Raw genomic sequence first — 26,115 nt, 5'->3', positions numbered from 1 at the left:
CAGGGGTGGGCCGCCACGCTCTGATTAACCGTCAGCGAGCCGGAAACAACCAGCCCACATGGCTGGTCTTGATCGAAATCGTCTGCACTGCTTCGATGGGCTCAGTAGGGGAACGGCTATGGCGGTTCGAGGGGAAATGTGGGACACGGGGGTCAGCGCGTCGATGAATCTGCCGAACGCAGGTTCCGACAACTAATCGACCATTGCCCTGACGCCATCGTTGTGCATCAGCAGGGCAAGCTGGTCTATATCAATGCGGCCGGTGTTCGCTGGATGGCGGCGCAGTCAGCAGAGCATTTGGTCGGCTACGACATCACCCGCTTCGTCCACCCGGACTCGATCGGGCCGATGCTCAGCAGAATTCACGCATTGCAGCACGAGGGTGACGTATCGGCACCGTCTGAAGCCAAGATGCTGCGTTTTGACGGCACCACCCTTGATGTCGAAGCTGTCTCAGTCCTGACAACCTGGGACGGCGCCCCCGCCTATCAGGTGATCTTCCGAGACGTCACCGCCCACAAGGCCGCTCAGGCCACCCTGCGCTACCAAGCCGCGCTGGTCGATCACGCCTCTGATGCCATCATCGCCACCACCGGCTCAGGGATCGTCACCAGCTGGAACCGGGCAGCTGAAGCCATCTACCGATGTCGGGCCGAGCAGGCCCTGGGGCGACCGGTCAGCGACCTCGTCGGTGCGCCGCTCAACCCCGGCGACATCCTCAATGCCGGCGGTATGACGCTGAGCATCCATCGGGCCTGTGACGGCTCACGCCTATTCATGCGCGTGTCTGCAGCAGCGATGGAAGACGGATTTGTCCTGCTGTGCTCAGATCAGACCGCGGTGCGCCGCGCCGAACAGCACTTCCAGGCGGTGGTCTCCTCCCTGGAGGAAGGCGTCATCGTCGTCGACCGCCACGGCCGTCCGAAAACAGCCAACCCCGCCGCCCACCGAATCCTGGGCATCACCCCCGGCGACCTCCTGCGCGGAAACCTCAACAAGAAGACCCACAGCTACGCGCTCTATGACACCGACGGCCACCAGATCGCCAACCCGCAATTTCTCATCACCGAGACCTTGCGCACCGGCCAACCAATCACTGGCCACATCATCGGAGTAGACATCCCAGACCGCCAGCGCATCTGGCTCTCGGTCAACTGCCGACTACTCAACCCGCTCGACCCCGCCGACCGGGCCATTCTCATCTCCTTCAGCGACGTCACCGAACAACGTTCAGCCACAGAACGATTGGCCTACCAAGCCGCCCACGACCCCCTCACCGAGCTGCCCAACCGAACACACATCGAAGAACGGATCGCCAGGCTGCAACAGGCGGGGGAGTCGCCGGCGGCGGTGCTCTTCATCGACCTCGACGATTTCAAGAAGATCAACGACTCCCTGGGCCATGAAGCAGGCGACAACGCGATCCGGATCACCGCCCAACGCCTGCGCGGCGCCGTGCGTGACGTTGACATCGTGGGACGACTCGGCGGCGACGAGTTCATCGTCTTGCTGACCGGCGAACTCAGCCGTCGCGAACTGCAGGCCATCGCCGATCGAATCCTGGAATCGGTCGGAGCGGTGATGGTGGTGGCCGGTGCCGCCCTGCGCATCAGCGCAAGCATCGGCATCGTCGCCACTGACCTCGACAAACGGCGCGACGTCACCGAAATGCTGCGCCACGCCGACCTCGCGATGTACACCGCCAAAGCCCAGGGCCGCCACACCCGCCACTTCTTCGACGAACCGACCGAACCCCACCTGGAAGCGCGCAAGGCGGCCGCCACACCGCCACCGGCTGCCGGTGCCAAGGAGTCGGCAGGGGAGACGGCGGGCGAAGACCTGCCGGATCCGACTCCTGTCTGACAGGGGTGGGTCGGGCCCCACATCGCTTGAGGGACGAGGAAAGAGCAGATCAGCGTTGCGGTAGCACGGCTCGTGTCAGCAGAAATTCGGTGTCCGGGCGAGTGTCGGACAGGCCTTAGGATCGCAGAAACCGCAACGAGGCAACTGGAACAAGAGGACGCAGGTGCACAATCCCTACCCGCCCGGCCATGGATACGGGCCGCCGGCCCACGGTCAGTTCCCGCAGCGGCCCTACCCGCAGCAGTACCAGCCGCCTCAGCAGCCCTACGGCCAACAGCCCTACGGCTACACCGCCGCAACCCCGTACACACAGCCCGCTCCGTATGCGGGCACACCTAGTCCGTACCCGCCTCCTTCGAACGATCCGAACTATGGCCGTGCCAATCCCCGCATGCTCGCGGTGTTCATCGCCATCGTCGTCGGCTACATGGCACTCGTCGGCGGCGGAATGGCCTACCTGGTCAACGACGGCATGGGCGGCCACTACTTCGCCAACGGGGCTCAAGTCACCCCGAACGCCGACAACTACACCGTGTACGTCAAAGATCGAGACCTCGCCGGCAGGTCGGCCAGCGATGTCCACTGCACCGCCACCCGCGACGGCGAGAAGGTGTCGGTGGCGCCCAGCGACCACAACACCATTTCCCGCGGCTCGCGAAGTTCGAGCACCAAGTACTGGGCCGTGGCTGAATTGCCCACCGACAAAGGCCCGCTGACGGTCAACTGCACCGATGCCAGTGCCAACCCTGCTGACCTCAACGACCTCTACCTGGCCAGGCCCAGCACCGCATCATCGAGCTTGATCTATATCGGCATCGGCGCCTTCGTGGTGCTCATCATCGCAATGTTCGGGATGGTCAAACTGATCAATCGCGACTACTACCGTCGCCACCTCCACGACCCACGCTAATTGGCCTCCAAAATCCGGACGCCGAGCACTGCGCACCACGCAGACTGAATCACCATGGCGCCCAACGACACCACACCCGCAACCCGGCCCACAGAATCAGTCGACGACCTGTTTCACCGGCGCGTCAGCGATCGCGACCTCGTCCGAGTGTTCACCGAAATGGCACTGACCCCCCGGCTGGCCTACAAGGTGAGCACGACCCGCCACCGACGGATGCGCACAGTGGTCAACAGCACCGAATTCCGCGCCGAGGTGCGCACACTGGTGAGGGAACGCCAACCAGACATCCTGACCGGCGCCCGGTGGCAATGGCCTCTACCCAACGTCTGGCTCGGCGCCACCATCAGCACTCAAGACGAGGCCAACGCTGCGCTCCCGACACTGCTCGACACCGTCGCCACTGTGCGCTGGCTCAACATCCAAGGACTGTCCACGCCAATCGATCTGCCCGAGGCCCTGAAGAGGTGGACGCCCTCCACGGCGCCCGACCAACACCGCCTGCCGGCCGGCGAAGTCTTGCACTGGATCGTCGCCGCCGGCGGCCGTCGACCGATGCACCCCGACTGGATCCGCACTCTGCGCGACCACGCCACCGCGGCCGGCATCGCTTTCAATTTCACCGGCTGGGGCCGGTGGGAACCCACCCAACGGCCCGGTGACGACGACGCCACCGCCTTCGTCGAGCGCGAAACAGGACGCCGGGCCACCGACCATGACCTGTGGCACATCAGCTCCGGGCACTGGTGGGGCACCCGGCGCGTCGAGGCGCACCAAGTTGTCCGCACGATCGACGGCAGGACCTGGGACGACCACCCCAGCGGTCACGACCGCCACATCGCCCTCGTCGAATTCTGACCAGCTCGCAGACACGCGCCACTGCCCCGAGCCAGGCGTAGTGAACCTTCTGGCACCTCCCACAGAAGGCAACGTCCACGAAACGCGAAGAACGGTAGCAACATTGGAACTGGACCTATGGCCACGTCAGCATGACTTGCCGCCGCGCTGGGATGGGCTTCCCGTTGAATGGGGCCAATGGTCAGACACGGCTGACATCTTCATCTGCCCGCCCCCGAAACCCGAGCCGTGCGAACACTGCCGCAGTACGCGCCCACCCCGGATGAACCTAGGACGAATCTGGACTGACCCAGCCAACGCACCCCGGGCGATCGGCCGCGCCCGGCTGCACAACGGCCGACACCTGGTAGCCAACATCGCGGCCTTCCGCTGCCCGGACTGCGAGCGGGACCACGTGCTGATGTTGCTGGCGGGCACATGGCAAGCATGGAATCTCGACGTGACCGACTACACCGACGAAGGGTCTTACGAGAACGGCTGACACCGTCAGACCACGGTGGAACACCCCAGGCAATGTGAACTCCCTATCGGCCGTCATCGGCGCCTCGAACCGGTTGCAGCGTCCACGCCGGCACCCAGTGCGTCACCGACTTGACCCGCGGGCCGAAGGCCACCGGATAGGTGACTAGACCCCACCAAACTCCTTGCTCACACAACGCCCAGCAGCTCAGCTCACCCTCGACCACCTTGGTCATCTGCAGCCCGTGCGGGTGGTAGCGGCCCGTTGCATGCGGCTGCCGAGGAAACAGCACCCGCAAATCCACCAACACACGCTCAGCCGGACGCACCGGGCGAAAGACATCGCGCACCGGCTGCCCGCCGTACCCGATCGCCTGAAGCTCACCCATGAATCGAACATTAGTGCGATTGATTGTGCATGTGAATGCCGGACTGGCTACCAGCATGGACGGCCGTCGGCACACCGACGGCAAGCCGATTGAGGGGTCACCGGCCGCACGGGGCCCGCAGACGTCGGTGAGGCGCTGGGCATCCACACAGACCTGCCGCACCCTCGAAGTAGGGCACATCAACCCGCACCGGAGGATGGCCAGCTCAGAAGTCGATGTTCAGACTGGGATCTGGCTAAGCGCCGCGACAAGGCCGCGCCGTGCCGAATCGATGAAATACGTGATGTCCCTACCTGTGTCGCTCTCGGAGAACTCAACGTCATAGACAGAGCCACTACTCAGTTCCGCCACGGTGCGCGCCGCCTGCGCCACGGCGCCGAGCGCCGCGGTCAGCTCAGTCTGCAGACGCGCACGCAGCCGCTCGATGTCGTAGTCGCGGTCAAGGTCGGCAGCGGTGGGCCGGCCAGCGGCCCGGTCCGCAGCATCCTGGGCAGCGATCCCGCGGCGGACGAACTCTTCGATTCCAATCGTCATGGCTGACCTCTTCCTGGTTTGGACTTGCGGCCCGATGTCGGTGGCATGGCTGCGGCCTGCAGTGTTGCGGCGACCTTGGGACAATTCTGGTCCTCTGAACCCGGCCGGCGACTGCATTTTCGGGTCGAACCTGTCGTGCCGCGCACTCCGCTGCGAATCTCGACTTGGGGGACGAGAAACACCCTGGCCAGGGCGGACACTGCGCCCTGACGTCAGACACCGGTGTGCTCGCCGACCACGCCCGATCGCACCGTTAGCCGCGGCGGCGCTCCTGGGCGCCGCGAACAGCGTTGGCGATCGCGGGATTGGTGCGGGTTGGCAGGCGCCCAGGGCGCTAGGGTGCTGATCAACACAGCACTTTTCGAGGAGATTTCATGACGTTCCCGCAGGGACCGCAGGGCCAATGGCCACCACAGCAACCCGGTGATCCGAAGCAGTACGGGGCGCCGCAGCAGCCATACGGTGGGCAGCAACCGTACGGGGCCCAGCAACCCTACGGAACGCAACCGCCCTTCGGCCAGCAACCGTACGGAACGCAACCGCCCTTCGGCCAGCAACCGTACGGAGCGCCCCAGCCCTACGGTGCGCAGCAGCCTTACGGAAGCCCTTCGCCCTATGGTGCGCCCTCGCCCTACGGCTACGGGACACCCCCGCAACCCCCGACCAACAGCAAGCGCCCCATCGTGCTCCTCGCCGCTATCGGCGGCGTGATCATCCTCGGTGTCGTGGGCATCATGTTCTTCACCGGCGGCATCGGGGGCATCGGCGGGTCCAGCGACCAGCGCGCCATCGAACGGCTCTTCAAAGACATGGCCGAAACCGACGGTTCGCTGTCTGCGACCAAAAAGTTCTTCTGCGCCGCCGACCAGAAATACATGAAAGCCGTCGACCCAAAGGTCCTCGAAGAGCTCGGCATCGACGTTCCCGAGCCCACCACGAAGCCCACGGGTTCGGTTGAGATCACCGATGTCAAGGTCGACGGCGACAAGGCCACCGCCACAGTGACAGCTGATGGCCAATCCGACACTGTCCATTTCCGCAAGGAAGGCGGCGAATGGAAAATGTGCATGTCCGATGACTCGGCGATGAGCTAACCGCGAGCCGCCGGCGAAGCAATCGACCTGGGATGCTCTGCTGCCCAGCGGGATTCGAACCGGCCGGTTCTATCGCGTATGAGACGCAGCGATAGCCGATCTGGGAGCTACAGCGCCGCGCGCACCTGATTGACGATGTCGGCCATGCCTGGTTCGTCGTCCAATGGCAGGCCCACCACGTTGCCTGCGGCGCCGTGCCGGCGCAGCTGCGCCTCAGGGGCTTGCAAGAGCACCTCGCCGGTGTCGAGAGTCTGCCACGGCAGCGACATGGTCCACTGCCGCGGAAAGCGTGCGGCATAGATCCATTCCACATACGTTTCCGGGCTGGAGGCTTGCGGGTCTTTGCGCAGCACGACGAGACGGAATTCGTTGACACTGGGTGTGACGGCGAAGCCCTCCTTGACCGTGGCCAACACCGTTGCCCCCAGTGCCTTTACGTAGAAATCGTTGCGCTCGGTCTTGGTGCGCTTGCGTAACGTGGGTTGGCCGGCCGCCGTGAGGGCGGGTTGACGCTCAGGGATCTGATCGACCGGACCGAACAAGACCAAGACCGTCGCGAAGCGAATGCCGGCTGCACTGCTGAGGTCCTTGCCGACGTCCAGGCAGGCGGCGGGGGACTGGTTGTCTTCGAAAGCATCCTCGAGGACGTCGTGCACGACGTCGGCGTCGTGGGCAATGAGTCGGTTCCAGTGCTCAGCCAATGCCTGCTGTTGCTCGGCGTGCAGTGCCAGGCTCTGCTGCCACTGCTGCTCGGCGTCGCGGCGGCCGGTGTCTTGGGCCCACTGGGTGGCATTGCGGCGCGCGTCCCGGTCAAAGAACGACACCCCTTGCAGGGCTTGCTGTTTGCGTTCCTCGATCAGAGCGTCGACGTCGGGCGGCGCGGGCTGCGGCAGAACGGGCCGCGTCGCCACTTCGAACTCCTCGTGGTGAGCAGTGAGCAGCGAGTGCTCGATCGCCATGACGGCGCGGATCTCGTCCTCGCGTGCCGCGGCCGCGGCCGAACGGCGCTGCAGAGCATCCAAGCTCGCGCGACTCTGACCACCCCCGCGAGGGCGCGCTGCTGCTCCGCCGACGGTAGTGAACACGGTCAACGGTCCGGCACCGCTGGAAATCGCGGTGCGGCCGCCGCCGAGATGGATGCGCGCGGCGCGGGGACCGAGACTGGCCCGCACCCCTCGACTTGACGCGCGGATCCGCACGCCCGGAGCGACCCTGAAGCTCAACCCGAACCCCATGAGCGCCTCCTCCGTTGGTATTACTCGTCGCGGTCAGCGAAACGTCTGAGCCAATGCCGCGCTGATCTGACCGACCCGCTGATCGATCGGCAGGGCGCATGGCGTGAACTGCCAGGCAGTGTGGGTCCACGGATCGCACAGTGAGGCGCCGAACGCGTCAACCGGAAGGTGCAGGCAATGTTCGGCGATCTCGCGAAGAATCGGCGTGGGCGCCAGTGTGTCCCACTGTGGGTCACCGGTGAACACCAGTGACACGTTGGCGCCCTCGGCCATGTTGATCAGACGCACTACCGCGGAGTAGGTCTGCTCGGGCATCGCGTAGCCGAAATCAGAGATGACCAGCACGCCACCAGCAGGCGTTGCCTCACCGGTCTGGCGGCGCAGCGTCGCGAGGTCGGCCTGCTCGATCAGGTGCTGCAACCGTGCCACGACCTCAGAAGGTGCGGTCACCACCGGGCGGGGCATGTGTGCGGCCAACGGCTGCCACAGTGGCTGCAGACCACCGGAAATATCGATGATGTCGAGCGTAGGAGCGGCATGAGTCACGGCGGCCAGCAGCCGCAGCACCACTGATGCCGCTACGGGCGCGGCGGCCGAAGACTCGGTGCTGTCCAGCCAAATCGGGCGACGCAGTGGTGCTGACACGCAGAACGGCACGGTGAGCGCACCCACGTCAGACACCGTGACCGTCCCCACCCGGATCCCGTTGCCCGGCGCACGCACCGCCTGGTTCCAGGACGGGGCTTCCCATGGGGCAAGAGCTGTGGGGAGCTCACCGTCGAGCGCAGCCAACTCGGCGATCAGATGGGCAGCGTCGCGCTGATAGTCACCTTGAGCGCGGGCCACGAGCTCGTCGTGGCGCCGTTGAGCGGCGGCCAGCGCATCCTGCGATGCCATGGTGTTACGGGTGGCCGGATCTGCAACGGCCGCCGACATTTCGGTGTCGCGGCGATCCTCGGCGAAGTTGCGGGCAGTCAACAGCGCCGCGGTGATGCGCGCGGCGTCTTCATGGATCATCGCGAGGCGTTCGAGCGGGTTGCTGTCCCCGAGCGGCTGTATCGGCGCGTGCATGGGTGAGGCCGCAGGGGCAGCTGAGAGGGCCCCCGCCGCCGCTGGTGCCGCGGACGCGGCAGGAGCCGGCGGCGCCGCCGGCACGGCAGGAGCCGAAAGCTGCGCGGTGAGGGGCAGATCGAGATGGTGAGCGCCCAGCAGCTCGCGCAGTCCGCCGCCGTAGCCCTGTCCGACCGCGCGGACCTTCCATCGCCCGTCGCGCCGATAGAGCTCGAAACAGACCATGGCCGGATGAATCTGGGCCGCGATGGGAAACACGATGTTGTCGGCTTCACCGGTCAACCGGCACGTCAGATCGGCGTGCGTGGGCGGGTCGGTAGCGATGCACAACACCCGCGCGACCTCGTCATCGAGAGCGGCGATGCGGATGTCGACCGCGCCGGTGTGCGCCAGGGTCACACCGGCCGGGCGCACCACATGGACAGTGGACACGAAGTGATCGGGCGTCGTCGCGCGGCCGCGCTCATCGAGCAGTAATGCGGCAACTCCACCGTTTTGGCCGTCGACTTCGAATCGCACAGTGCGTTGTGACAGTGCGCAATTCTGGCCCGCCACGAGCGTGTCCACTGTCATGTCCTACAGGAAGCGGGGCAGCTGCGGTGCAGCTTCCCCGGGGTGCTTGGCCTGCATGCCATCACCGATGGCCTGCAGCTTCCATTCGTTACCGGCCCGGAAGAACTTGGCCATCACCATCGCGGTGTACCGCATGTTGGCGCCCTGCAGGGTGTAGCGCGCCAGCTCGGCGTTGGTCGTAGCGTCGACGAGGCGGCAGAACGCGTTGCTCAGCTGGTCGAAAGTGTGGCCCTTGTAAGAGGTGACGATGAACATCACCGTGGTCACGTATGCCGGGATGCGGGTGAGGTCGACGTTGATCACCTCGTCGTCGCCCTCGCCTTCGCCCGTCAGGTTGTCACCGGTGTGGCGGATCGATCCGTCCTTGGAGGCCAGTTGGCCGAAGTAGCACACGTCGACGAGCTGAGCGTCTGCAAACAGCACAGCCGAGGCGTCCAGATCGATGTCGGGGGTGCGGTTGCCGAACATTCCCCGCTGCTTGATGGGATCCCACCCCAAGCCCATCCGGACCTGGGTGAGCGCCACCCCACCATCTTTCTTCAGCGAAACCCGTTGGCCCTTGGACAGGTTGACGGTGCGGCCCTTGACCAGGCTGACCTCTCCATTGGCGGCCGGGGCAGGCGCTGTTGCGGCCGGGGGCGGCGGCGCGTACGTGGGCCCAGGCGGGGGTGGCGGGGGAGTGTAGGCAGGTGCCGGCGGGGGCGGCGGCGGAGTGTAGGCCGGAGGCGGCGGGGGCGGTGGGGGAGTGAACGCCGGCGCAGGTGTCGTCACAGGGGCAGGCGCGTCATCGACAGTCACGCCGTGATCGGTCACCAGTGCGGCGAAGCCGCCGGCGTAGCCCTGCCCGACAGCACGCACCTTCCACTCGCCGTTGCGGCGATACAGCTCAATCGCGATGACGATCGACTCGGTTGTCAGACCGTCGATGCGGTACTCGTAGAGCGGGCGGCCGGCGGTATCGCTGACCCATGCCATCGGCGCCGCGGACGCTCCGAAGGTGGTGTTGGGGTTATCCAGGGTGATCACCGCGCGTACCCGGGCAATATCGGCGGGCACCGCCCCCAACGTCACGCCGAGGCTGGCGGGTTGGCCCTGGGCGCCGGGCTGCAACCGCACACCCGGGCCGGTGGGCTGGTTGAAGAACACAAAGTCAGCGTCGGAGCGGACCTTGCCGTTCTCGGTCACCAACAGCGCCGACAAGTCGGCCGGCGCCGAAAGCTGCACCGATATCACCAGATCCGTTGCCGTCAACGGCCCGTTCTGACCTTTGCTCAGTTGGGTGGTCAAACCAGGTCCTTCCTCGTACGTGTCGAAGTCGTCACACTGTAGAACAGCTCGTCAGAACGCCTGTGCGTTCTGAGCACTTGCGCGGGCGTGAAACCACGCCAAGATCTCCTCAGCGGCCGTGGCCCCGCACGCCGTGGTGACCGTGAGGCCTTCTGCCTGCCATCCCATGGCGTGAAGTTCGCCGTGGGATGGGCGGATCGCGGCGTCGGCCGCCAGCAGAAGTTCGGCGTCCAGTGCGCCATCGCCGGCGGCGAGTACCGGGGCGTCGGCCGCCAGCTCGCCGGTGGTCGTCAGGCGCCGTCGGACCTCGTCGACGGCATGGGATTTGCACAGTGATCGCGGCACGGTGTAGACCTTGCGGCCCTGTTGGGACACCTTCCAACCCCGCGGCGCACACCAGGCTTGCCAGGTCGAAACGAAGTCCGCCGGCATCGCAGCTTCATCGACCACCAGATAGCAGAACAGGCCTTCGGCGGTCTTGACCGAGCGCACCCAGGTCTGGCTGATCCGCTCGTGCAGGGCGCCCAGGACCTCCTCGAGTGTGATGCCACCGGCCGCCACCGCCGCGGCCACCGACGCGCTCCACACCGGATCTGGCTGGCCGTCGACCAGGATGGTGCCGCCGTTGCTCGTGACTGCGAACCGGTAGGGCCCGCCGGGCAGCGCGATGCGTTGGTACTGCGCGACCGTGCGGGTGGTGGCCGGGACGACGACCTGCCGCGAAGCCAGCTGCTCCAGGGCATTGATCGCGCCCGCCGTCATGAAGGAGATCTGCTCGCCGTCAAGAGTTTCCACGCACACCGCGCCATCGGCCTCCGGATCGAGGAACCGGCGTGAATAGATCAGCGTGCGGTCCAGATCGCTGGAAACGAGGGCAGTAGCGGTCACGAAGAGATGTCCTTGATCAGGCCGACGCAGGCGTAGGCCAACTCCGGATCGGTCACGATGGGCACGCCGCGGGACTGGGCGAGCAGCCGAATGTGTCTATGTTCGTCAGCATCTGGATCGCGCAGCACGATCTTCCACGGCAACCGACGCAGCAACACTCGGGTGGTTTCACCGATACCAGGCTTGACGAAATTGCTGGTGTCGACTCCATACTGCTGCTGGATTCGCGCCACAGTCGCCATCCCTGACCACGTCGGTGTGCGATCGGTGCCCTGCAAGGCTTCCAACTGTGCCTTGACCTGCACCCCGACGTCGCCGAAGCACGCGGTGACCGCGTCCAAGAAGGCGCCGGACTGATCGTCGGCGCGCAGTTCCCGATAGAACTTGGCGCCGTGGAAATCGTCGGGACCGGTCAGCCGCGGATTGAGGACGGTGCGCGAGACCAGACCTGAGACCGTGGAATTCAGGCAGGCCGAGGCGATCAGGAAGTCGTCGCGGGTGCCGAACGTGCGCACACAGTGGCCCGGGTCGGCCAGCACCGCCAGATCGGGATTGAACACCACCCCCGACGATTCGGCGTAGGCGGCCAGGGCGGCGGTCAGCTCGCGGGTGATCGCGCCCTTACCGGTCCAGCCGTCCACGAACACCACGGTGGCCGGATCATGGTGGGTGGCAAGGAAGTCCAACGCCGCAGCGTCGATACCTCGCCCCCGCACAATCGACACCGCGTAGTGCGGCAACGCCAACCCGTGCCGCTGCATCGCCCAGCGCCGCATCAGGATGCCGATTGGGGTGCCGGCCCGCGCCAGCGACACCAACACGATGTCGCGGCCCCGTTCGGCCAGCACCAACTCAGTGACCACACCCACCGCGGTGGCAAGCCGTGCGGCGGTCTGGTCCAGCACCTCGGCGAACAGCCGCCGATAGGCCTGATCAGGCTGATACTCGACCGGCAGGGACTCGGCATAATGTGCCCGACCGCTTTGGATCTCACGTTCCCGCTGCGCGGTGTCTGCTTCCAGCGCTACGTGTGACAGGTCAGTCAGCAGCCAACTCACCTCGTCGGCTGCGTAGCTACCAAAGGTCGGCCCCAGCAGTGGTGTAGTCATCGGTGACTCCCGCGGTGGGAAGCCAGCGTGTGCAGGTCAGGGCCCGCGACGGTCACTACGGTGACCTCGAAGCCCGCCGCGGCGAGCACCTCAACGACGTGACGGTCCCCGGCCGCAGCGACCGCATCCATCACCAGCACCAGCTGCACAGGCTGACTGTCATCGCAAGCGCGCCAAGCGTTATACAAGAACCGAGGTGCCTCGTCGCCGGCCTCGCAGGCCCGGAACGTCCAGCCTGCCCGCAGCGGGTAACCCTCATCGTCGTACACATAGGCCGGCGAGCGGGTGGTGGACTGAAAACGAGTATCAAATCCGTTGTGCCCGAGTGCTTCAGCCAACCGCAACGGCAGATACATCAACTCCTCGTGCCCCACCACCAACACCGGCCGCCCCGCATCGAGGTCGCCGGCCAGCGCATGCGCCGAATCGGTCACCGCGGCGTCAAAACCAGGTCGATCGCTGCGCAAGAATCCGTGCCGGCCGCCTTCAGGAACCTCCGCGGGCCAGCCCAGCGTCACCTCACGCACCGCGCCCACCCCAGGTGTCACGGCTGATTCGTTGAGCACCGGTGCCTGCAATGCACACACGGAATCGACCAGCCCTGCAGGCAAGCTCACGTGCCCCTGGGCCAGACTGACGAACTCGATCTGGGTGCCCAGCGCGCAGCATGCATCCTCGACCAGGGCCTGATCGTCGGCCGACCGGACGTCGACCAGGGAAGCTACGACGTAGCGCCGGCGCGGCAGGACGCGCTGCAGCGCCTCGATAGTGGCCAACGCGGTCTTGCCAGTGGAGATCTCATCGTCGACGAGCACCAGCGTGCGCTGCCCGTCGAACACCTCGGCAGCGCTGGGTTGCAGTGCGTGATCAGTGGCGTGCGAATGCCCTTCCTGAAACTGTGCATAGATCGACCGCTCATCTGCGGGGCGGCGGGTGGTGTGCAGATACACCGCCGCGTCGAGTTCGTCGGCCACACAGTGGCCCAAGCTGGTCGCTGTCTCGGCCATCCCGAGCACATCGACCTCGCCTACACCGCGCTGTGCGATCACTCTGCCAAGGCGCCGGCCGGCGCCGATAACCGTGTGCGGCGCCACCGCGATGTGCTTGCCCAACACCGTGGACACGAGCAGGTGCGCGCGGCGCGGATTGCGGCGAAGGCCCGGCAGCACCAGATCGGTCACGAGCTCGGCGCCATCATGATGATGGATCTGCAGGCCGAATCGTTCGGTGGCCCACGGCTGATACGTCATCGTCATCGGCTGACCAGCGCCGTCAGGAAATCCACGAACGTCACACCTTCGTTGGCCACACCGAACACCCGGGCGCGACGCAGCACCTGCTCAGCCCAAATACGGTGCGGACGCGGCTCATTCATCTTGTTGCGATACTCCGATCGGCGGACCCCACCCTCGGCCGCGGCCATCACGTCGGTGGCGTCGCGATACTCCTCGTGCGTCACCACCGACAAGGCGTGCACCGCAGCCACGTGCGTCGGGTGAATCACCGTCTTTCCAAGCAGCCCGTTGACCCGGTCCAGGCTGATCTCACGCAGCAGCCCATCGAGATCACGGCTGACCAGGCTGGACCTAAACCGCACGGCGTCATGCTCGGCGAACGGGGTGGTGCGCAACAGCGGGCGAAACAGCCGTTCGTGATCGGCGAAGTACTCCCACACCGGGGCGGTGACCACAAACCCTGTCCCGTCGTTGCGGGCCAACCGGTTGACGATGTCGGCAATCGTGTCGGCGACCGTCTTCACGTCGTAGATGGTGTGGTCGCGGTCGCGCCGAATGCCATACATCCCGCACATGTCAGTCGCTCCGACGCGCACGGCCAACACGGTCTCGCGGTAGCGGTTCAGAATCTCGGCGATCGCGGCGAGCTCATGATCACGGCTCTCGCGGTAGAGAATCTGCGGTGACTCCAGCACCGGCATGCAGTACAGATGCTTGCCCAACGTCTCTGCCGCTTCGACGATCTGGCGCAGATACCGTTCACCGGTGGCGGCCGAGAACTTCGGAACCACGAAACCGGCCAGGGCCTGGGCCCCCACCGACAGCTTCCCCACGATCCGCTCGATGCAGGCCTCACTGCGCACCCGTACGAACACCATCGCGGTCGCTGCCAGACCTTCGGCGGCCAACTCGTCGAGCGCGTTGACCGCGTTGAGCGCGGCGGCCTCCACGTTGGCCTCATCGATGGCATCTTCGAGATCGAGCACCATTGAGCAGATACCTTCGCCGGCGCGCCGAGCCACGGTGGCGGCCAGATCGTCGCGATCAGCCGGCATGTAGAGCGTCGCACCCAGCGCGGCGGCCACCGTCTCGCGCTCAGCAGTCAAGTCCAGCGGCTGTGGGACCGCGAAGAACAGATGCGCGCGGTCAGCTTCGCTGAGGTGATGGAAATGTTCGACCAGCCGCGCAGGGCCGGTCATGCTGAGGGCGCTCACTGCGCTGATCGCTGACGGATGCGCGTCACAATGCCCGCCACGAACTCGGAAACTTCTTCCAGTGCAAGGTGATACCCCCAATAGTCCGGATGGCGCCCCTGGAGTGCGCCAACGATCCGATCAATACGTTCGACCTGCGCATCCAGCGCAGACCCCCACTCGACGACTGCACCGCGGTCCACGGCCAGCCGCTGCGCATCACGCAACCGAAACCGCACCGCCCGTTCACGCTCACCGGGGTTGTCCCGCAGTGCCCGCATCAGTGCCAGGCGGTCTAGCGGCGCATCCACAAGGTCCTCGGCTGCGGCGATGGCCGCGCGTGCTTGCTTGGCCAAGTCCAGCGCCGCCTCGGGTCGCCCTTGCCTGCTGGCCAGAACCGCCTGCTGCAGGAGCGCATCTGCGCTGTCGAGATCAGCGCGGCTGAGGCGTTCGTTGTCCACCAGATCCGCTGAGCAGTTCGCGTGAAATTCCCTCAGCAGTGTCGACAGGTTCACCTTGATGTCGGCGGCGCGGGTGCGCACGGCTTCCAGTCGGGTGCGCACCGAGGACGTGGTCCGTCGCGCTTGATCGGCCACACCTGGTGCGCTGTCGAGCGCTGCGGCCAGGGTCGTGATCGCAGTATCGAGACGTTCGGCGGCATCGCGGGTGGCGACGAGGTCGGCGCGTTCTCGGGCCAACTGCAGTTCGCGTGTGGCGGTCTGCATCGCGTCGTGGGCGGTCTGCACCGACGGGTACTGCAGCCACTGGCCGTCGACGCCGGCCAGCCGCGACTGCATGGACTGGGCGTTGGCGAGCAAGGTGGTGGCCCGAGCCGTTGCTGCCGTGGCCGCAGCAACGGCATTGTCGAGTGCGCGTTGGTGACGGGTGTAGAAGGATTCCAGCGCCGAGCGGGCCTCATCGAGTTGGCGCTGCACCTCGGCGGCAGTGGGCCGCGGGCCGGCGTCTGTGAGACCGGTGGGGCGGGTGGGGCTGGTGGCCGAAATATAGGCCGCTGTGGCGGCATAGCAACCCTGTTGAACAGATTCCCACTCGCTCACTATTGGCGAATTGGGTTTGAGTGAGACAAGTGTTTGAACTGCGGATTGCACGGCTGACTGCCGGTGGTCCAATTCAAGGAACACACCGGTCAGCTCGGGAGAGACTGCGGGTAGGCGGTCCTCAGAGTGACTGCGGGACCGCCGCAGCCAACGACTGGGCACGTCTGGATCGTACCGGCCACCACCGACTCAAAAACGCACAAATTTCGGTCTACGCAAATGCCCGAAAAAAGTGTGTTGGGACCCCTCTCGGAGGCGGCATCATATGCATTACGGTACGAAGCGTCGCGCCGGATGGTGGGACAGCCACCACGCGGATCTTCGCCGTTTGGTTCAACCATTTGATGAAAGGTTTTGTAAATGGGTGTCAGTCTGAGCAAGGGCGGCAACGTATCGCTGACCAAGGAGGCGCCGAACCTGACTGCGGTCGCCGTGGGCCTGGGATGGGATGTCCGCACCACGACCGGAACTGAGTTCGACCTCGACGCCAGCGCCATCGCGTGCGGTGAGGACAAGAAGGTTCTCTCGGATCAGCACTTCGTTTTCTTCAACAACCTGCGCTCGCCGGAGGGATCCATCGAGCACACCGGCGACAACCTCACCGGTGAGGGCGAAGGCGACGACGAAGTCATCAACGTCGACCTGGCGGCCACCCCGCCCAACATCACCAACATCTACTTCCCGGTGTCGATCTACGACGCCGACGGACGTCAGCAGAGCTTCGGCCAGGTGCAGAACGCGTTCATCCGAGTCGTGGATCGCTCCAACGGCAAGGAACTCGCCCGCTACGACCTGTCCGAGGACGCCTCGACCGAGACGGCCATGGTGTTCGGTGAGCTCTACCGCAACGGTGCTGAGTGGAAGTTCCGCGCCATCGGCCAGGGCTACGCCTCGGGCCTGGCCGGCATCGCCCGCGACTACGGCGTGTCCGTCTAACACATCACGTTCATCGGAAGTGGCCGTCGGCGCCATGCGCCGGCGGCCACCGCCTACTCAAAAGAAAAAACTTGGGGGCAAAATGCTAGTTCGCACATTCGGTTTCTCGATGGTGGTGACCGTCGCGGCGTTGATCGCGGCGTTCCTCTACGGCGGTGTCGAGGCCCTGATTCTTACCGCCATCCTCGGCGTCTTCGAGGTATCACTATCTTTCGACAACGCCGTCATCAACGCCACTGTGCTGCAACGAATGAGCGAATTCTGGCAGAAGATGTTCCTCACCGTCGGTGTCCTCATCGCAGTGTTCGGCATGCGGCTGGTGTTCCCGCTGGCCGTCGTGTGGATCACCGCCGGACTCGACCCGGCCCACGCGCTCAAGATCGCACTGAACCCGCCAGCCGACGGCGCGACCCACTTCGCCGACGGCTCGCCGAGCTACCAGACGGCCCTGACCGCCGCCCACCCGCAGATCGCCGCGTTCGGCGGCATGTTCCTGTTGATGCTGTTCCTCAACTTCATCTTCAGCGAACGCGAAATCACCTGGCTCAGTTGGCTTGAACGTCCCCTCGGCCGGGCCGGCAAGCTCGATCAGCTCGCCGTCGTCGTCGCCCTGGGCGCCCTGGTGATCGCCTCCGACGTCCTGGCCCCCGCCCAGGATCAACTCACCGTGCTCATCGCCGGATCCCTCGGCCTGATCACCTACATCGTGGTCGACGGACTGGGCTCCATGTTCGAGACGGAGGGCGATGAGGTCGAAGAAGGCAGCACCGCCGGATCCGAACCATCCCAGCTGGCCAAGCAAGCCGGCAAGGCCGGGTTCTTCCTGTTCCTCTACCTCGAAGTGCTCGACGCCTCGTTCTCCTTCGACGGAGTCATCGGCGCCTTCGCCATCACCACCGACCCGATCATCATCGCGCTGGGCCTGGGATTCATCGGAGCCATGTTCGTCCGCTCCATCACCATCTTCCTGGTGCGCAAGGGAACCCTGTCGGACTACGTCTATCTGGAGCACGGCGCGCACTGGGCCATCGGCGCACTCGCTGTCGTCCTGCTGGTGTCCCTGGGTATGCACGTCGACGAGATCTTCACCGGCCTCATCGGTGTCGTGCTCATCGCCGCGGCCTTCATTTCCAGCATCATCCGCAACCGCCGCGCCGGCGAGCCAGCCACCGGCACGGACACGGACACGGACGATCAAACCCCGGCGCTGGCCACCTAAACGCCCAACCTTCAGTCTGAAAGGAATCCCATGGCTATCGACTACGGCAAACGTCCTCAGCAGTCGACTCCCGCAGCCCCGGCATCCGGTGGTGTCAACCTGTCCAAGATCAGCCTGACCAAGGCCTCGCCAACGGTCAGCCTGACCAAACAGGGTGAGCAGCAAGGCGTGATGCGGGTCAACCTGAACTGGAACGCCGGCAAGCGCAGCCTGTTCGGCGGCTCCAAAGCCGTCGACCTGGATCTGGGCTGCCTCTATGAGCTAGCCGACGGCAGCAAAGGCGTCGTGCAGGCCCTTGGTAACAGCTTCGGTTCCGAGCAGTCCAAGCCGTTCATCGCTCTGGACGGTGACGACCGCTCCGGCAACAACGCCGCCGGCGAGACGATGCGCATCAACCTGGCTCAGCCAGATCGCTTCCGCCGCATCCTGATCTTCGCCATGATCTACTCGGGCGCGGCGAACTGGGCGTCGGTGGACGGCGTTGTCACCATGTATCCCACCTCGGGCCCGCCAATCGAGGTCCGCCTGGACTCACCGGTCAACGGCGCCAGGATCTGCGCGATCGCCCAGGTCTACTACGCCGAGGGTGCGCTGCACGTCAACCGGGAAGTCAACTACATCAACGGAAGCCAGTCCGACCTGGACAGGGCATACCAGTGGGGGATGAGCTGGAAGGCCGGACGAAAGTAGCTCCCCGCTCGACAACCGAACCGAAATCGAATCGCGGAGGTCGGCTCAGCGCTGCTGGGCCGACATCTGCGAGGTAATCACCGAATTCAGGTGCTGCAAGCCAGAGAATGTCAGGCCATGCAACTGTGATTCAATCGTGCGCACGATCGCCGAATCACTCATCACCTTCTCGCTGGACTGCACCAAAATCGTTCCCGCACCGGTGAAGTCGAACTGGCGCTCTTCCCCGGAGTTGAACCCCATCCGCGCCGCCCCAGCGGCCATGAAGCCACTGATCCAACGCTGATCGAAGTGATGGCTGGGCGACGGGCAATCCGCCCACCCGACCAATGCTTCAGGATCCACCCGCGCCGGCGGTTCGACGAACATCACCGGACCATTGGATGACGCCAGAAACTTCCCGGTCCCGATGAGCGTGACAAACCCCGGAACGATCGACTGATTCATCGACAGCCCCGGCTCGAACGCCAGCAGATTCGCCGCACGAACCGTCAGGTTCCCGGCATCCAGATCGTAGGCATTGATGTCGTACCCGCGATCGCCAATCACCAGGCTGCCGTGGCCCTCGGCCACCACATAGTCACCCAAGTACAGTGGCGCAGAAAACTGTTGAGCCACCATATGCAGAAGATGACCCTGCAGGCCCTGCGTCAACGCCCGGAACTCGACCTGCCCGTAATAGGCGATCATGGCGCCCTTGCGCATGAACCACGGCTTGGTCATGGCGATGTTGAACGCGTAGTTGTTGCCGGGCACATTGTCATCAGCCGGCAGCGTCGACGGATTCAGCGGCTGGGTCATAGTTTCTCCTCCGAAGCCTGCACGTACACCACACCCTGTCCCACGCAATGCAATTGCATCGCCTCACCGGAGCCGCGGCCCACCGCATCACGCCAACTCAGCGCCGACTTCAGCTCGGTGGACACATTGCCGTAAGCGGCCACGAATGCCTGCGGATCGACCACGACCGGCGCGGGCCCGCCGACCTGCAACTCCAGCACCCCGCCATGGGCGAGTAGTACCGCCCCACCCTGGCCCGACAACTGGGTGGTGAACATGCCTTGCCCGGTCAACGCGCCCGTGGCGGCCCCGCGCAACATCCCCATCATGCCGCCGCCACCACCGCCACCGGAGCTCGCAGCCACCGAGACCACCGAACTCTGCAGCCCCGCAGTGTGGGCCAGCATGCGCGAAGCCTCCACGCGCAGTACAGCACCCGGGGCGAGATCGACGACGTGGACCTCCAGCCCGGCGTATCCGTAATGCACGTCGCCGTAGCCCTGGGCGAGCATGGTCCGCTCATGTTCGCCCTGCATCATCCGCCCTGCCATGCGCATCAACCCGCCCGCACCACCCATCTGAGCAGCCCCGGGTACTTGATGCGGAGAGAAGGCGACATCACCGGTGTAAAACAACATCGCACCGGTCCGGGCGACGACGCCGCCGGCCTGGCCCACGTTGACCTTGACGACCTTCGAGTTGACCTTGGTGAACACCATCGATCGACGCCTACCGTTCTGCCGGCTGAATAGACACCAAACCCACACCGTCCCAGCGCAACGAGAATGCCTCCCCGCTGCCCTGCCCGACGACGGTGCGCCACGACACGTCCGTGACAAACGACTGCTGAAGATTGCCCTTGGCGCACACGAATGCGTCCGGATCGACCACCAACGGATACTGCGGTGACACTTCCAAATGGATCAGCGGCCCACCCGCGGACAACAACGCCACCTGCCCAACACCGGAGACCACCGTGGTGAACAACCCCTGCCCCGTGCTGGCGCCGCGCAACCCGGCGAACGTCACATCGGTCTGCAGATTGCCGGCCAACGCCAGCAGCTGCCGCGATTCGACCCGCAGCTGCTCGTTGTTCAACTCGATCACGCACACGTGCTGGGCATTGACGGCCAGAAAGATCCGGCCATTGCCCTGGCACTCCATCAGCGACAACGCCTCCCCCGTGGCGCGCTGCTTGAGGCCGGCAAGGACTCCCGATCCACCACCGAATCCGGCCGATTTGAACGACACATTGCCCTCGTAAGCCACCATCGACCCGCTCAACGCCCGAATGCTGCTGCCGTTGACGCGCGCCTCGATGACCTTCGTCGACGCCTGGAACAACTGAGCCATATCCGCCCCTCACTCAAATTCTCAGCAGAACGATAATGCAGGCCCAAACTCGATCTCGTCGCACTATCCACATGACCATCCGGATCGAGCAGCAAATCGGGCCCCCACGGCAGCCGAACCCGTCCCATGGCCGGAAACCAACGCATGGCGATTCGCGATCTTCGGCCCACCGTGAGCCTGAGGTCGCGCCAATGACACCTCCCGACCCGCCCCACCGGTGGGGGAGAATGAGCCACCGGCACTGCCACGCCGTCGCGGCGACGAGGGCAGCTCCGGACCACCGGCCCTGGCCACAAAAAGTCTGTTCGCTCACCTGAAATAGGGAGGCGTGCCATCAGCAGCCCCAACAGCCCCGCAAACCAACCAGCCTGGCACACCGACCCGTGGAATCCGGACCAACTGCGCTACTTCGATGGCCGCGAATGGACCACCACCGTAACGCCGCGCCCCGAGACCCCGGCCGAACACGACCTTGGCCAGCCGGGGTCCACCGAGGGACAAGGGTTTCCACTGGGCCAATGCATCCTCCACGTGCGGGCCCTGCCACAGCGTGCCGATATCGACGTTGCGTGCTCGATCGAGAATGCGCATCGGCAGCAGATCGCGCAGATCCGCCCGATATCGAACCGCCACTATGTGTTACTCAGCCAGCACGAAATGGCCCTGGGTTTCTTCACCCGCGGCAGCGGCTCAGGAGTACGCGGCAATATTGATGTCAGCGATGCGTCCCATCGCCCCGTCGGGCGGCTGTGCCGGACGAACAACTATTGGCAGCGAATCCGCTCATCGGCGATCGACATAACGTTGGACACCGGGCAACAAATCGTTGGCCAAACCCGGGTTTCGGTATCTCCGCGGGCGCGTTTCGCCCCGATCAACGAACCGATCGTCGACACGTCAGGTGGTGTGGTTGCCACAGTGCAAAGACAATGGAGGTACGTCGACACCAGCGTCACGTTTTACGACTACACGCTGCAGTGTTCACGACCCACCAACCATCCACAGCTACTGCTGGCAACGGTCTTCGCGCACTACCTCTACGACCGACTCGTCGTCGGCGGCCCGTTCGGGACCAACACAAACTTCGCCTAGAAAACAACGACCTCCATCGCGCGGTGGGCCAGGGGACCCAGCCAGCAATTCAACACCGACGGCACAAGGACTTGGCTATCGTCAATCCGGGCCGTGCGGTGGTGACACCACCCGCGGCGCGTGTGTCGAACCGCCAGAAAGAAGGATCCGGGTGAGTTCCTCTGAAAACCGCTTCTACAACGTTCGTGAATGGTGGGCAGCCACCTCGACAGGCGGACGCGTTTTCATCGCCGGCCTCCTGGTGGTCGTCGCCGCTCTGCTGGTGTGGGCGATGGTCCCCTCAGCAGAACAACGACGCGTCGACGACTGCGCCAAACGTATGGCTGCTGTCTCGTTCAGCGACAAGGAGACCCACGAAGAAACCATTCAACGGTCCCGCGACCTATGCCAGACAATGTCAAACCAAAGCGACGGGCAGTGAGCTCGGCCCCAGACCGCCGTACAGGTCCACCAACCCGTGGGTCGAAATGGCCGGACCGGACCAGTCCCCGCCCAAACGCCGCCGCAGACTCATCGCCACGCCATCGTGATGACCAGTGAGACCACCAGGCGGATCCCGAAACCCTCTGACCGGCACCACATCGCGTCGTGGACCCGGGATGCAATGCAGGCGACAGGATTTCAAGGCTTCCTACCGTTCTCAGCACTCACCGTCGCCGTAGTTCCCGCCGATCCAGGGGTCTACTGCGTGGTTCGAACCGCGCCCGACCAGCCCACGTTCCTGCCGCTCAGCCCGGCGGGGCACTTCAAAGGCAACGACCCGACAGCGCCGCTCGCCGAACTCGAGTCCCTCTGGATTGATGGAGCCGAGGTGGTCTACATCGGGAAAGCACAAGCCGGAACCCGGCGCAGACGTGGACTGTGGACCCGACTCAAGGAGTACCGAGACTTTGGAGCAGGCCGCCCGGCCCCACATTCTGGCGGGCGACGGATCTGGCAGCTTGCCGACAGCGCCCAACTTCTCGTGGGATGGCTGATCACAACCGACGCCCAGGCACCACTGATCGAGCGCCGCCTACTCGACGAGTTCACGCGCGATCACGCCGGCCGCCTGCCCTTCGCGAACATGCGCTGAGGGTCCCGCGCTCGCAGCAGGCGAAGCTGGGCAGTCAGTCGCGCACCCTAACCTTCAGCGGAATTCCTCACGCGTACTACCACGCCACCGACGATCATCAGCGCACCGACTGCAACCAACGCCCACGTGAGCATCCCGAACAGCTCTTTCTTGGACTCGCACTTCACGGAAAGCAGGTCCGCGCCAGGCGTGAAAGAGTTGACCCCGGACTCGAAGTTCAGCACGCCGCTATCTTTCTCAAAGTACGACATGCACTCGGCGCTGATACCGTTGGACGACACCGAGAAGCGGTTCGTGCCAACGAAAATCCCGGCGAGGATCGCCACAGCACCGACCGCCACGATAAAAGTCCTCGGCTTCATTGCACCCGTCTCCTTGCGTCCAATGCTGCGCCCGATGCGCATGGCGCGCCGACGTATTGGATCATGGCCGGCCAAGCGCGCACAGCGCAGGACTCCAAACCGCGCACACGGGCGGCAGTAGCACCCTCGGCGAGCATCGCTGGCGCCCCTGTTGGCGACCTGAAACAACTGAACCAGCACGCCACCTCAACCAGTTCGGGCCTTTGCTGGATGCGTGCCGGATATATCAAGACGGCCGACGTCGACGTGTGTAGCGTGGGTGTACATGGTGAACATCCGGCCATTTCGACTCCGCTCGGTATCCGATGCGCGGGCAGGATTCAACTCGCTGATCGCCGACCTCGAAAACGGTGTCATCACCCACATCGCGAAAGGCTCACGGATCGTGGGACACCTCGTACCCACCCGAGCCAAAGTGATCGACGACCCCCGGCTGATGGAGGCCATGATCACCGCGCTGTGTGAACGCGAAGCCAGCACGACCGCAGCGAAAGCCCGCCGCGGCGGTCGATTTGACGATGCCGGCACCACCGTCGCTGGCCTGCTGGCGTGGGCCTGGAGGACCGACGAAGCACTCTTGGCCACGGTGTTCGGCACCTACCACCACGCCCTGGTCCGTGCCTGCGGCAGACCCATTCGCAGAGCCGAATGCTTCGAGATTGTGGCGACCGCTCTGCGGGAACGCTTCGACGAGGGCGAGATCCTCGATGTGCAGCGATATCTGGGCATCGATACACGTCGACCGGCACTGTCCGGCGCCCGCTAGCTTCTCAGCAGACGCAACTATTCTCCCGCGCGCACCGGCGGGACACCCGAATGGCCCGGCTGCGCAACATCGAGAAAATCCGCAGCATCGATCCCCGTGAACCTTGCGACGGCTGAGGTCGGAAAGCTACGCAGCGCGGCGTTGAACCGTGTGACATTGCCGTTGTAGAGGCGCCGGGCGGCGGCGACGCGGTCACCAGCCTCACTAAGCGCCTCCATCAGTCGCCGATAGTGCTCGGCAGAACGCAGCTGAGGATAGGCCTCAGCCACAGTCAACAACTGGTTCAACGCCACGCTCAGCTCAGACTCAGACGCGGACTGTTCTGCGATCACGCGATCGTGCAGCTGCTGCAACGCATTCGACGTGTTCGCATCCACCCGGGACGGTTTGCGCTCCCCAGCGACACGGGCCAGCACATCAGCCTCATGACGTGCATAGGAGCGGGCGACTTCCACCAGACTCGGAATCAACTCCCACCGCCGCTCCAGCTCAACGTCAATGCCGCGCCATGCCTCCACCACGGTGATCTGCATCGACACCAACCGGTTGTGCGCGGCGACCGGCCAACTCACCACCGTGATCACCACGACCGCAACGATCAACCACACCCACCAGCTCATCCGCGCGACTCCTGCCGGTCGACCTCAAACTCATCCCACACGTAATCCGGAATTCCTTCGGCGATGATCTGAAGCGCCGAGAACACTCGAGTGATGTCACTGCCGCGGCTGCCACCCATACTGATGGCCACCAGATCGTGGCCGGCAATGACGATGCGGGTATTCGCGGTGACCGGTAGATCCAGACCCAGAAGCCCATCCATGGTCCTCGGAGTAATCACCGCTTTGGCGAAGCGCGCGTCCGGGCACACGACCGACCACACCTCATTGAAATCGATCGACTCAAACCGGACCGTCTTTCCAGCATCCGGGCTTATCGTCGGGCCGATCGAAAGTGGCGGCAGGGCGTGCGGCAACGTCAGCGTGAAGACGTTTCTGAAGTGGCTCGAAAACTGCACCTTGTTGTTGTTCCACCACCGGTAATGCAACTGGCACACAGGAAATTCGCCCACCTGCCCGGTGATCGCATCCACGATCCGCCGGCGCCGGGCGCGCCCAATGTTGAACGGCGCCACATCATATTGCGGCAAAGGCCAGCCGGGCCGATCGTGGAACGCAAAACCATGCGCGCGTGCCCAGCGCTTCTTCTCCCGTCGACGCAGCGCGCTGACGATGATGCCGCTGGGCACGAAGGCAAGCAGAGGGCTGGCCAGCGCCACGGTGATACTGGGAACCAACAAGCCAAACATCAACGGCCAGTACAGGATCTGCACCAGCACGAGCACAATGAACGTCACCGAGCTCAGCCAGTTCAACAAGCCCTGCGCTGGCATCACCGACCGCCAGGGCAGCGGCGTCAGGAAGCTCGGCTCGCTCATGTCGGCCCCAGACGCTGCGGCGATCACCGATTGCCGAACGTGGTGATCGCGTGCGCCGTGGCGACGAAACCGTTGAACTGTTCACCCGACCCCATCCGGCACGCCAATTGGATGGTGTCGGTCCACACGCAGATCGCGTCGTCGAAGGCATAGGCAGTGTTTTTGGGCAGCAGGTTGATGGGCGTCCCCTCGAACTCGGGGACTCCTGCAGGCTGTGGTCTTTCACTCCTGCTGAACTTCACCGGGCTCACCACGGTGCCCGATTCGTACAGACTCACCCAGTTTGCGCCGTCAGGAGCGCCGACCAACGGTCCCGTGCAGTCCAGCGCATACATCGCGCGATGCATCGACGACGTGCAGTACAACCCACTGGGAGTGCGGAATCCGCGCACCGAGTACGCCAGCCCCGGCCGCACGGTGTAGTCGTCGGCCGACACCGCGGGATAAGACTCGAAATCAGGAACAGCCGGTGCGGCATGGACAGGAAGCGCCGGCGCCGCGGCAACCATGAGGAGCGCGCCGCCAACTGCCTGCAGGATCCGATTCATGCCTCTCATTCTGAGGGCTCACACGTGCCGGGAAATGCACCAATTTCCCGTTGGCGCTCCAGCGCGGACCACGCAGTGAGACCCAGCATTGTCGGGCCGCCAG

Annotated in this window: 29 protein-coding genes and 1 pseudogene; 13 read left to right on the top strand and 17 right to left on the bottom strand. The window is 64.8% G+C overall.

Annotation, left to right across the window (positions count from 1 at the left end):
* The first annotated feature begins 138 nt into the window (after positions 1–138).
* From G6N44_RS28495 to G6N44_RS29795, 4 genes are all read left to right on the top strand, one after another.
* Entirely contained in the window at positions 139–1,863 is a 1,725-nt protein-coding gene (locus G6N44_RS28495) for a sensor domain-containing protein (protein ID WP_074412549.1), read from the top strand.
* A 163-nt stretch (positions 1,864–2,026) separates the two neighbouring features.
* Positions 2,027–2,773 (top strand): hypothetical protein, encoded by a 747-nt coding sequence (locus G6N44_RS28490; protein ID WP_131813198.1) that lies wholly within the window; start codon positions 2,027–2,029, stop codon positions 2,771–2,773.
* Between the two features lie 54 nt (positions 2,774–2,827).
* A complete protein-coding gene (locus G6N44_RS28485) occupies positions 2,828–3,628 on the top strand; it encodes a DUF5131 family protein (protein ID WP_064915063.1) in 801 nt (266 codons plus the stop codon).
* A 262-nt stretch (positions 3,629–3,890) separates the two neighbouring features.
* On the top strand, positions 3,891–4,109 hold the full coding sequence (locus G6N44_RS29795; protein WP_308213863.1) for a hypothetical protein: 219 nt from the start codon (positions 3,891–3,893) through the stop codon (positions 4,107–4,109).
* 43 nt (positions 4,110–4,152) lie between these two features.
* Here the strand turns inward: G6N44_RS29795 and G6N44_RS28475 are convergent, their stop codons facing one another.
* Positions 4,153–4,476, bottom strand: a complete 324-nt coding sequence (locus G6N44_RS28475; RefSeq protein ID WP_064915065.1) for a hypothetical protein — start codon at positions 4,474–4,476, stop codon at positions 4,153–4,155.
* A 219-nt stretch (positions 4,477–4,695) separates the two neighbouring features.
* Positions 4,696–5,010, bottom strand: a complete 315-nt coding sequence (locus G6N44_RS28470; protein WP_064915070.1) for a hypothetical protein — start codon at positions 5,008–5,010, stop codon at positions 4,696–4,698.
* Between the two features lie 374 nt (positions 5,011–5,384).
* Between G6N44_RS28470 and G6N44_RS28465 the strand changes: the two genes are divergently transcribed.
* Positions 5,385–6,104, top strand: a complete 720-nt coding sequence (locus G6N44_RS28465) for an Rv0361 family membrane protein (RefSeq protein WP_064915066.1) — start codon at positions 5,385–5,387, stop codon at positions 6,102–6,104.
* Between the two features lie 107 nt (positions 6,105–6,211).
* Here the strand turns inward: G6N44_RS28465 and G6N44_RS28460 are convergent, their stop codons facing one another.
* The 8 genes from G6N44_RS28460 to G6N44_RS28425 are packed head-to-tail and all read right to left on the bottom strand — an operon-like array spanning position 6,212 to position 15,753.
* On the bottom strand, positions 6,212–7,339 hold the full coding sequence (locus G6N44_RS28460; protein WP_131813199.1) for a DUF4236 domain-containing protein: 1,128 nt from the start codon (positions 7,337–7,339) through the stop codon (positions 6,212–6,214).
* Positions 7,340–7,372: 33 nt separating this feature from the next.
* Entirely contained in the window at positions 7,373–8,983 is a 1,611-nt protein-coding gene (locus G6N44_RS28455) for a TerD family protein (RefSeq protein ID WP_064915068.1), read from the bottom strand.
* Positions 8,984–8,986: 3 nt separating this feature from the next.
* The gene (locus tag G6N44_RS28450; RefSeq protein ID WP_163670646.1) at positions 8,987–10,270 is read right to left on the bottom strand and encodes a TerD family protein; all 1,284 of its coding nucleotides are present in this window, start codon (positions 10,268–10,270) and stop codon (positions 8,987–8,989) included.
* Positions 10,271–10,321: 51 nt separating this feature from the next.
* Positions 10,322–11,158: an HAD family hydrolase gene (locus G6N44_RS28445; RefSeq protein WP_064915370.1), complete on the bottom strand. Its 837-nt coding sequence runs from the start codon at positions 11,156–11,158 to the stop codon at positions 10,322–10,324.
* Entirely contained in the window at positions 11,155–12,267 is a 1,113-nt protein-coding gene (locus tag G6N44_RS28440; RefSeq protein ID WP_163670644.1) for a cysteine protease StiP family protein, read from the bottom strand. The genes G6N44_RS28445 and G6N44_RS28440 overlap by 4 nt, the downstream gene beginning before the upstream one ends.
* Positions 12,264–13,523, bottom strand: coding sequence for a phosphoribosyltransferase family protein (locus tag G6N44_RS28435; protein ID WP_064915372.1), 1,260 nt, complete (start codon positions 13,521–13,523; stop codon positions 12,264–12,266). Before G6N44_RS28435 ends, G6N44_RS28440 begins: the two co-directional genes overlap by 4 nt.
* A complete protein-coding gene (locus G6N44_RS28430) occupies positions 13,520–14,701 on the bottom strand; it encodes an HpcH/HpaI aldolase/citrate lyase family protein (protein WP_088305717.1) in 1,182 nt (393 codons plus the stop codon). The genes G6N44_RS28435 and G6N44_RS28430 overlap by 4 nt, the downstream gene beginning before the upstream one ends.
* Positions 14,702–14,712: 11 nt before the next feature.
* Entirely contained in the window at positions 14,713–15,753 is a 1,041-nt protein-coding gene (locus tag G6N44_RS28425) for a hypothetical protein (RefSeq protein ID WP_081285407.1), read from the bottom strand.
* A 360-nt stretch (positions 15,754–16,113) separates the two neighbouring features.
* Between G6N44_RS28425 and G6N44_RS28420 the strand changes: the two genes are divergently transcribed.
* The 3 genes from G6N44_RS28420 to G6N44_RS28410 all read left to right on the top strand — a co-directional run bounded on the left by G6N44_RS28420 (position 16,114) and on the right by G6N44_RS28410 (position 18,598).
* Complete coding sequence (locus G6N44_RS28420) at positions 16,114–16,689, top strand: TerD family protein (protein ID WP_064915375.1); 576 nt, start codon at positions 16,114–16,116, stop codon at positions 16,687–16,689.
* 82 nt (positions 16,690–16,771) lie between these two features.
* Positions 16,772–17,908, top strand: a complete 1,137-nt coding sequence (locus tag G6N44_RS28415; protein ID WP_088305706.1) for a DUF475 domain-containing protein — start codon at positions 16,772–16,774, stop codon at positions 17,906–17,908.
* Between the two features lie 30 nt (positions 17,909–17,938).
* Entirely contained in the window at positions 17,939–18,598 is a 660-nt protein-coding gene (locus tag G6N44_RS28410; protein WP_088305705.1) for a TerD family protein, read from the top strand.
* A gap of 45 nt (positions 18,599–18,643) precedes the next feature.
* On the opposite strand, the gene G6N44_RS28405 is transcribed toward G6N44_RS28410, so the two are convergent.
* Genes G6N44_RS28405 through G6N44_RS28395 form a run of 3 tightly spaced genes read right to left on the bottom strand, consistent with a single transcriptional unit; the run spans position 18,644 to position 20,731 of the window.
* On the bottom strand, positions 18,644–19,399 hold the full coding sequence (locus tag G6N44_RS28405) for an AIM24 family protein (protein WP_088305704.1): 756 nt from the start codon (positions 19,397–19,399) through the stop codon (positions 18,644–18,646).
* Positions 19,396–20,097: an AIM24 family protein gene (locus G6N44_RS28400; RefSeq protein WP_088305703.1), complete on the bottom strand. Its 702-nt coding sequence runs from the start codon at positions 20,095–20,097 to the stop codon at positions 19,396–19,398. Before G6N44_RS28400 ends, G6N44_RS28405 begins: the two co-directional genes overlap by 4 nt.
* Positions 20,098–20,107: 10 nt before the next feature.
* Complete coding sequence (locus G6N44_RS28395) at positions 20,108–20,731, bottom strand: AIM24 family protein (RefSeq protein ID WP_088305702.1); 624 nt, start codon at positions 20,729–20,731, stop codon at positions 20,108–20,110.
* A gap of 318 nt (positions 20,732–21,049) precedes the next feature.
* Between G6N44_RS28395 and G6N44_RS29940 the strand changes: the two are divergent.
* The 4 genes and pseudogenes from G6N44_RS29940 to G6N44_RS28380 all read left to right on the top strand — a co-directional run.
* Positions 21,050–21,181 (top strand): annotated as a pseudogene (locus G6N44_RS29940) (DUF2510 domain-containing protein); the annotation flags it as partial.
* 81 nt (positions 21,182–21,262) lie between these two features.
* Complete coding sequence (locus G6N44_RS28390) at positions 21,263–21,823, top strand: DUF2510 domain-containing protein (RefSeq protein WP_235683150.1); 561 nt, start codon at positions 21,263–21,265, stop codon at positions 21,821–21,823.
* Positions 21,824–21,974: 151 nt separating this feature from the next.
* Positions 21,975–22,244, top strand: a complete 270-nt coding sequence (locus G6N44_RS28385) for a hypothetical protein (RefSeq protein ID WP_088305701.1) — start codon at positions 21,975–21,977, stop codon at positions 22,242–22,244.
* Positions 22,245–22,352: 108 nt separating this feature from the next.
* Positions 22,353–22,898 (top strand): hypothetical protein, encoded by a 546-nt coding sequence (locus G6N44_RS28380; RefSeq protein WP_237164558.1) that lies wholly within the window; start codon positions 22,353–22,355, stop codon positions 22,896–22,898.
* A gap of 47 nt (positions 22,899–22,945) precedes the next feature.
* Here G6N44_RS28380 and G6N44_RS28375 read toward each other — a convergent pair whose 3' ends face one another.
* Positions 22,946–23,239 (bottom strand): hypothetical protein, encoded by a 294-nt coding sequence (locus tag G6N44_RS28375; RefSeq protein ID WP_163670642.1) that lies wholly within the window; start codon positions 23,237–23,239, stop codon positions 22,946–22,948.
* Positions 23,240–23,525: 286 nt separating this feature from the next.
* On the opposite strand from G6N44_RS28375, the gene G6N44_RS28370 reads away from it, so the two are divergent.
* On the top strand, positions 23,526–24,026 hold the full coding sequence (locus G6N44_RS28370; RefSeq protein ID WP_088305699.1) for a hypothetical protein: 501 nt from the start codon (positions 23,526–23,528) through the stop codon (positions 24,024–24,026).
* Positions 24,027–24,043: 17 nt separating this feature from the next.
* Here the strand turns inward: G6N44_RS28370 and G6N44_RS28365 are convergent, their stop codons facing one another.
* The 3 genes from G6N44_RS28365 to G6N44_RS28355 are packed head-to-tail and all read right to left on the bottom strand — an operon-like array spanning position 24,044 to position 26,012.
* The gene (locus G6N44_RS28365) at positions 24,044–24,613 is read right to left on the bottom strand and encodes a LemA family protein (protein WP_163670640.1); all 570 of its coding nucleotides are present in this window, start codon (positions 24,611–24,613) and stop codon (positions 24,044–24,046) included.
* Between the two features lie 29 nt (positions 24,614–24,642).
* The gene (locus tag G6N44_RS28360; RefSeq protein ID WP_088305697.1) at positions 24,643–25,464 is read right to left on the bottom strand and encodes a DUF3137 domain-containing protein; all 822 of its coding nucleotides are present in this window, start codon (positions 25,462–25,464) and stop codon (positions 24,643–24,645) included.
* A 23-nt stretch (positions 25,465–25,487) separates the two neighbouring features.
* On the bottom strand, positions 25,488–26,012 hold the full coding sequence (locus tag G6N44_RS28355) for a hypothetical protein (protein WP_163670638.1): 525 nt from the start codon (positions 26,010–26,012) through the stop codon (positions 25,488–25,490).
* Positions 26,013–26,115: the final 103 nt, after the last annotated feature.

The organism is Mycolicibacterium alvei, from assembly GCF_010727325.1.
GTDB lineage: Bacteria > Actinomycetota > Actinomycetes > Mycobacteriales > Mycobacteriaceae > Mycobacterium > Mycobacterium alvei.
Note: the sequence above shows the minus strand (reverse complement) of the source record. Positions and strands in the feature narration are given on the sequence as shown.

Excerpts from the sequence above, each read along its gene's own strand:
- G6N44_RS28485 (WP_064915063.1), top strand. The coding sequence starts at position 2,828 with ATGGCGCCCAACGACACCACACCCGCAACCCGGCCCACAGAATCAGTC.
- G6N44_RS29795 (WP_308213863.1), top strand. The coding sequence starts at position 3,891 with ATGAACCTAGGACGAATCTGGACTGACCCAGCCAACGCACCCCGGGCG.
- G6N44_RS28475 (WP_064915065.1), bottom strand. The coding sequence starts at position 4,476 with ATGGGTGAGCTTCAGGCGATCGGGTACGGCGGGCAGCCGGTGCGCGAT.
- G6N44_RS28470 (WP_064915070.1), bottom strand. The coding sequence starts at position 5,010 with ATGACGATTGGAATCGAAGAGTTCGTCCGCCGCGGGATCGCTGCCCAG.
- G6N44_RS28465 (WP_064915066.1), top strand. The coding sequence starts at position 5,385 with ATGACGTTCCCGCAGGGACCGCAGGGCCAATGGCCACCACAGCAACCC.
- G6N44_RS28460 (WP_131813199.1), bottom strand. The coding sequence starts at position 7,339 with ATGGGGTTCGGGTTGAGCTTCAGGGTCGCTCCGGGCGTGCGGATCCGC.
- G6N44_RS28455 (WP_064915068.1), bottom strand. The coding sequence starts at position 8,983 with ATGACAGTGGACACGCTCGTGGCGGGCCAGAATTGCGCACTGTCACAA.
- G6N44_RS28440 (WP_163670644.1), bottom strand. The coding sequence starts at position 12,267 with ATGACTACACCACTGCTGGGGCCGACCTTTGGTAGCTACGCAGCCGAC.
- G6N44_RS28435 (WP_064915372.1), bottom strand. The coding sequence starts at position 13,523 with ATGACGATGACGTATCAGCCGTGGGCCACCGAACGATTCGGCCTGCAG.
- G6N44_RS28430 (WP_088305717.1), bottom strand. The coding sequence starts at position 14,701 with ATGACCGGCCCTGCGCGGCTGGTCGAACATTTCCATCACCTCAGCGAA.
- G6N44_RS28420 (WP_064915375.1), top strand. The coding sequence starts at position 16,114 with ATGGGTGTCAGTCTGAGCAAGGGCGGCAACGTATCGCTGACCAAGGAG.
- G6N44_RS28415 (WP_088305706.1), top strand. The coding sequence starts at position 16,772 with ATGCTAGTTCGCACATTCGGTTTCTCGATGGTGGTGACCGTCGCGGCG.
- G6N44_RS28410 (WP_088305705.1), top strand. The coding sequence starts at position 17,939 with ATGGCTATCGACTACGGCAAACGTCCTCAGCAGTCGACTCCCGCAGCC.
- G6N44_RS28405 (WP_088305704.1), bottom strand. The coding sequence starts at position 19,399 with ATGACCCAGCCGCTGAATCCGTCGACGCTGCCGGCTGATGACAATGTG.
- G6N44_RS28400 (WP_088305703.1), bottom strand. The coding sequence starts at position 20,097 with ATGGTGTTCACCAAGGTCAACTCGAAGGTCGTCAAGGTCAACGTGGGC.
- G6N44_RS28395 (WP_088305702.1), bottom strand. The coding sequence starts at position 20,731 with ATGGCTCAGTTGTTCCAGGCGTCGACGAAGGTCATCGAGGCGCGCGTC.
- G6N44_RS28380 (WP_237164558.1), top strand. The coding sequence starts at position 22,353 with ATGACCAGTGAGACCACCAGGCGGATCCCGAAACCCTCTGACCGGCAC.
- G6N44_RS28370 (WP_088305699.1), top strand. The coding sequence starts at position 23,526 with ATGGTGAACATCCGGCCATTTCGACTCCGCTCGGTATCCGATGCGCGG.
- G6N44_RS28360 (WP_088305697.1), bottom strand. The coding sequence starts at position 25,464 with ATGAGCGAGCCGAGCTTCCTGACGCCGCTGCCCTGGCGGTCGGTGATG.
- G6N44_RS28355 (WP_163670638.1), bottom strand. The coding sequence starts at position 26,012 with ATGAATCGGATCCTGCAGGCAGTTGGCGGCGCGCTCCTCATGGTTGCC.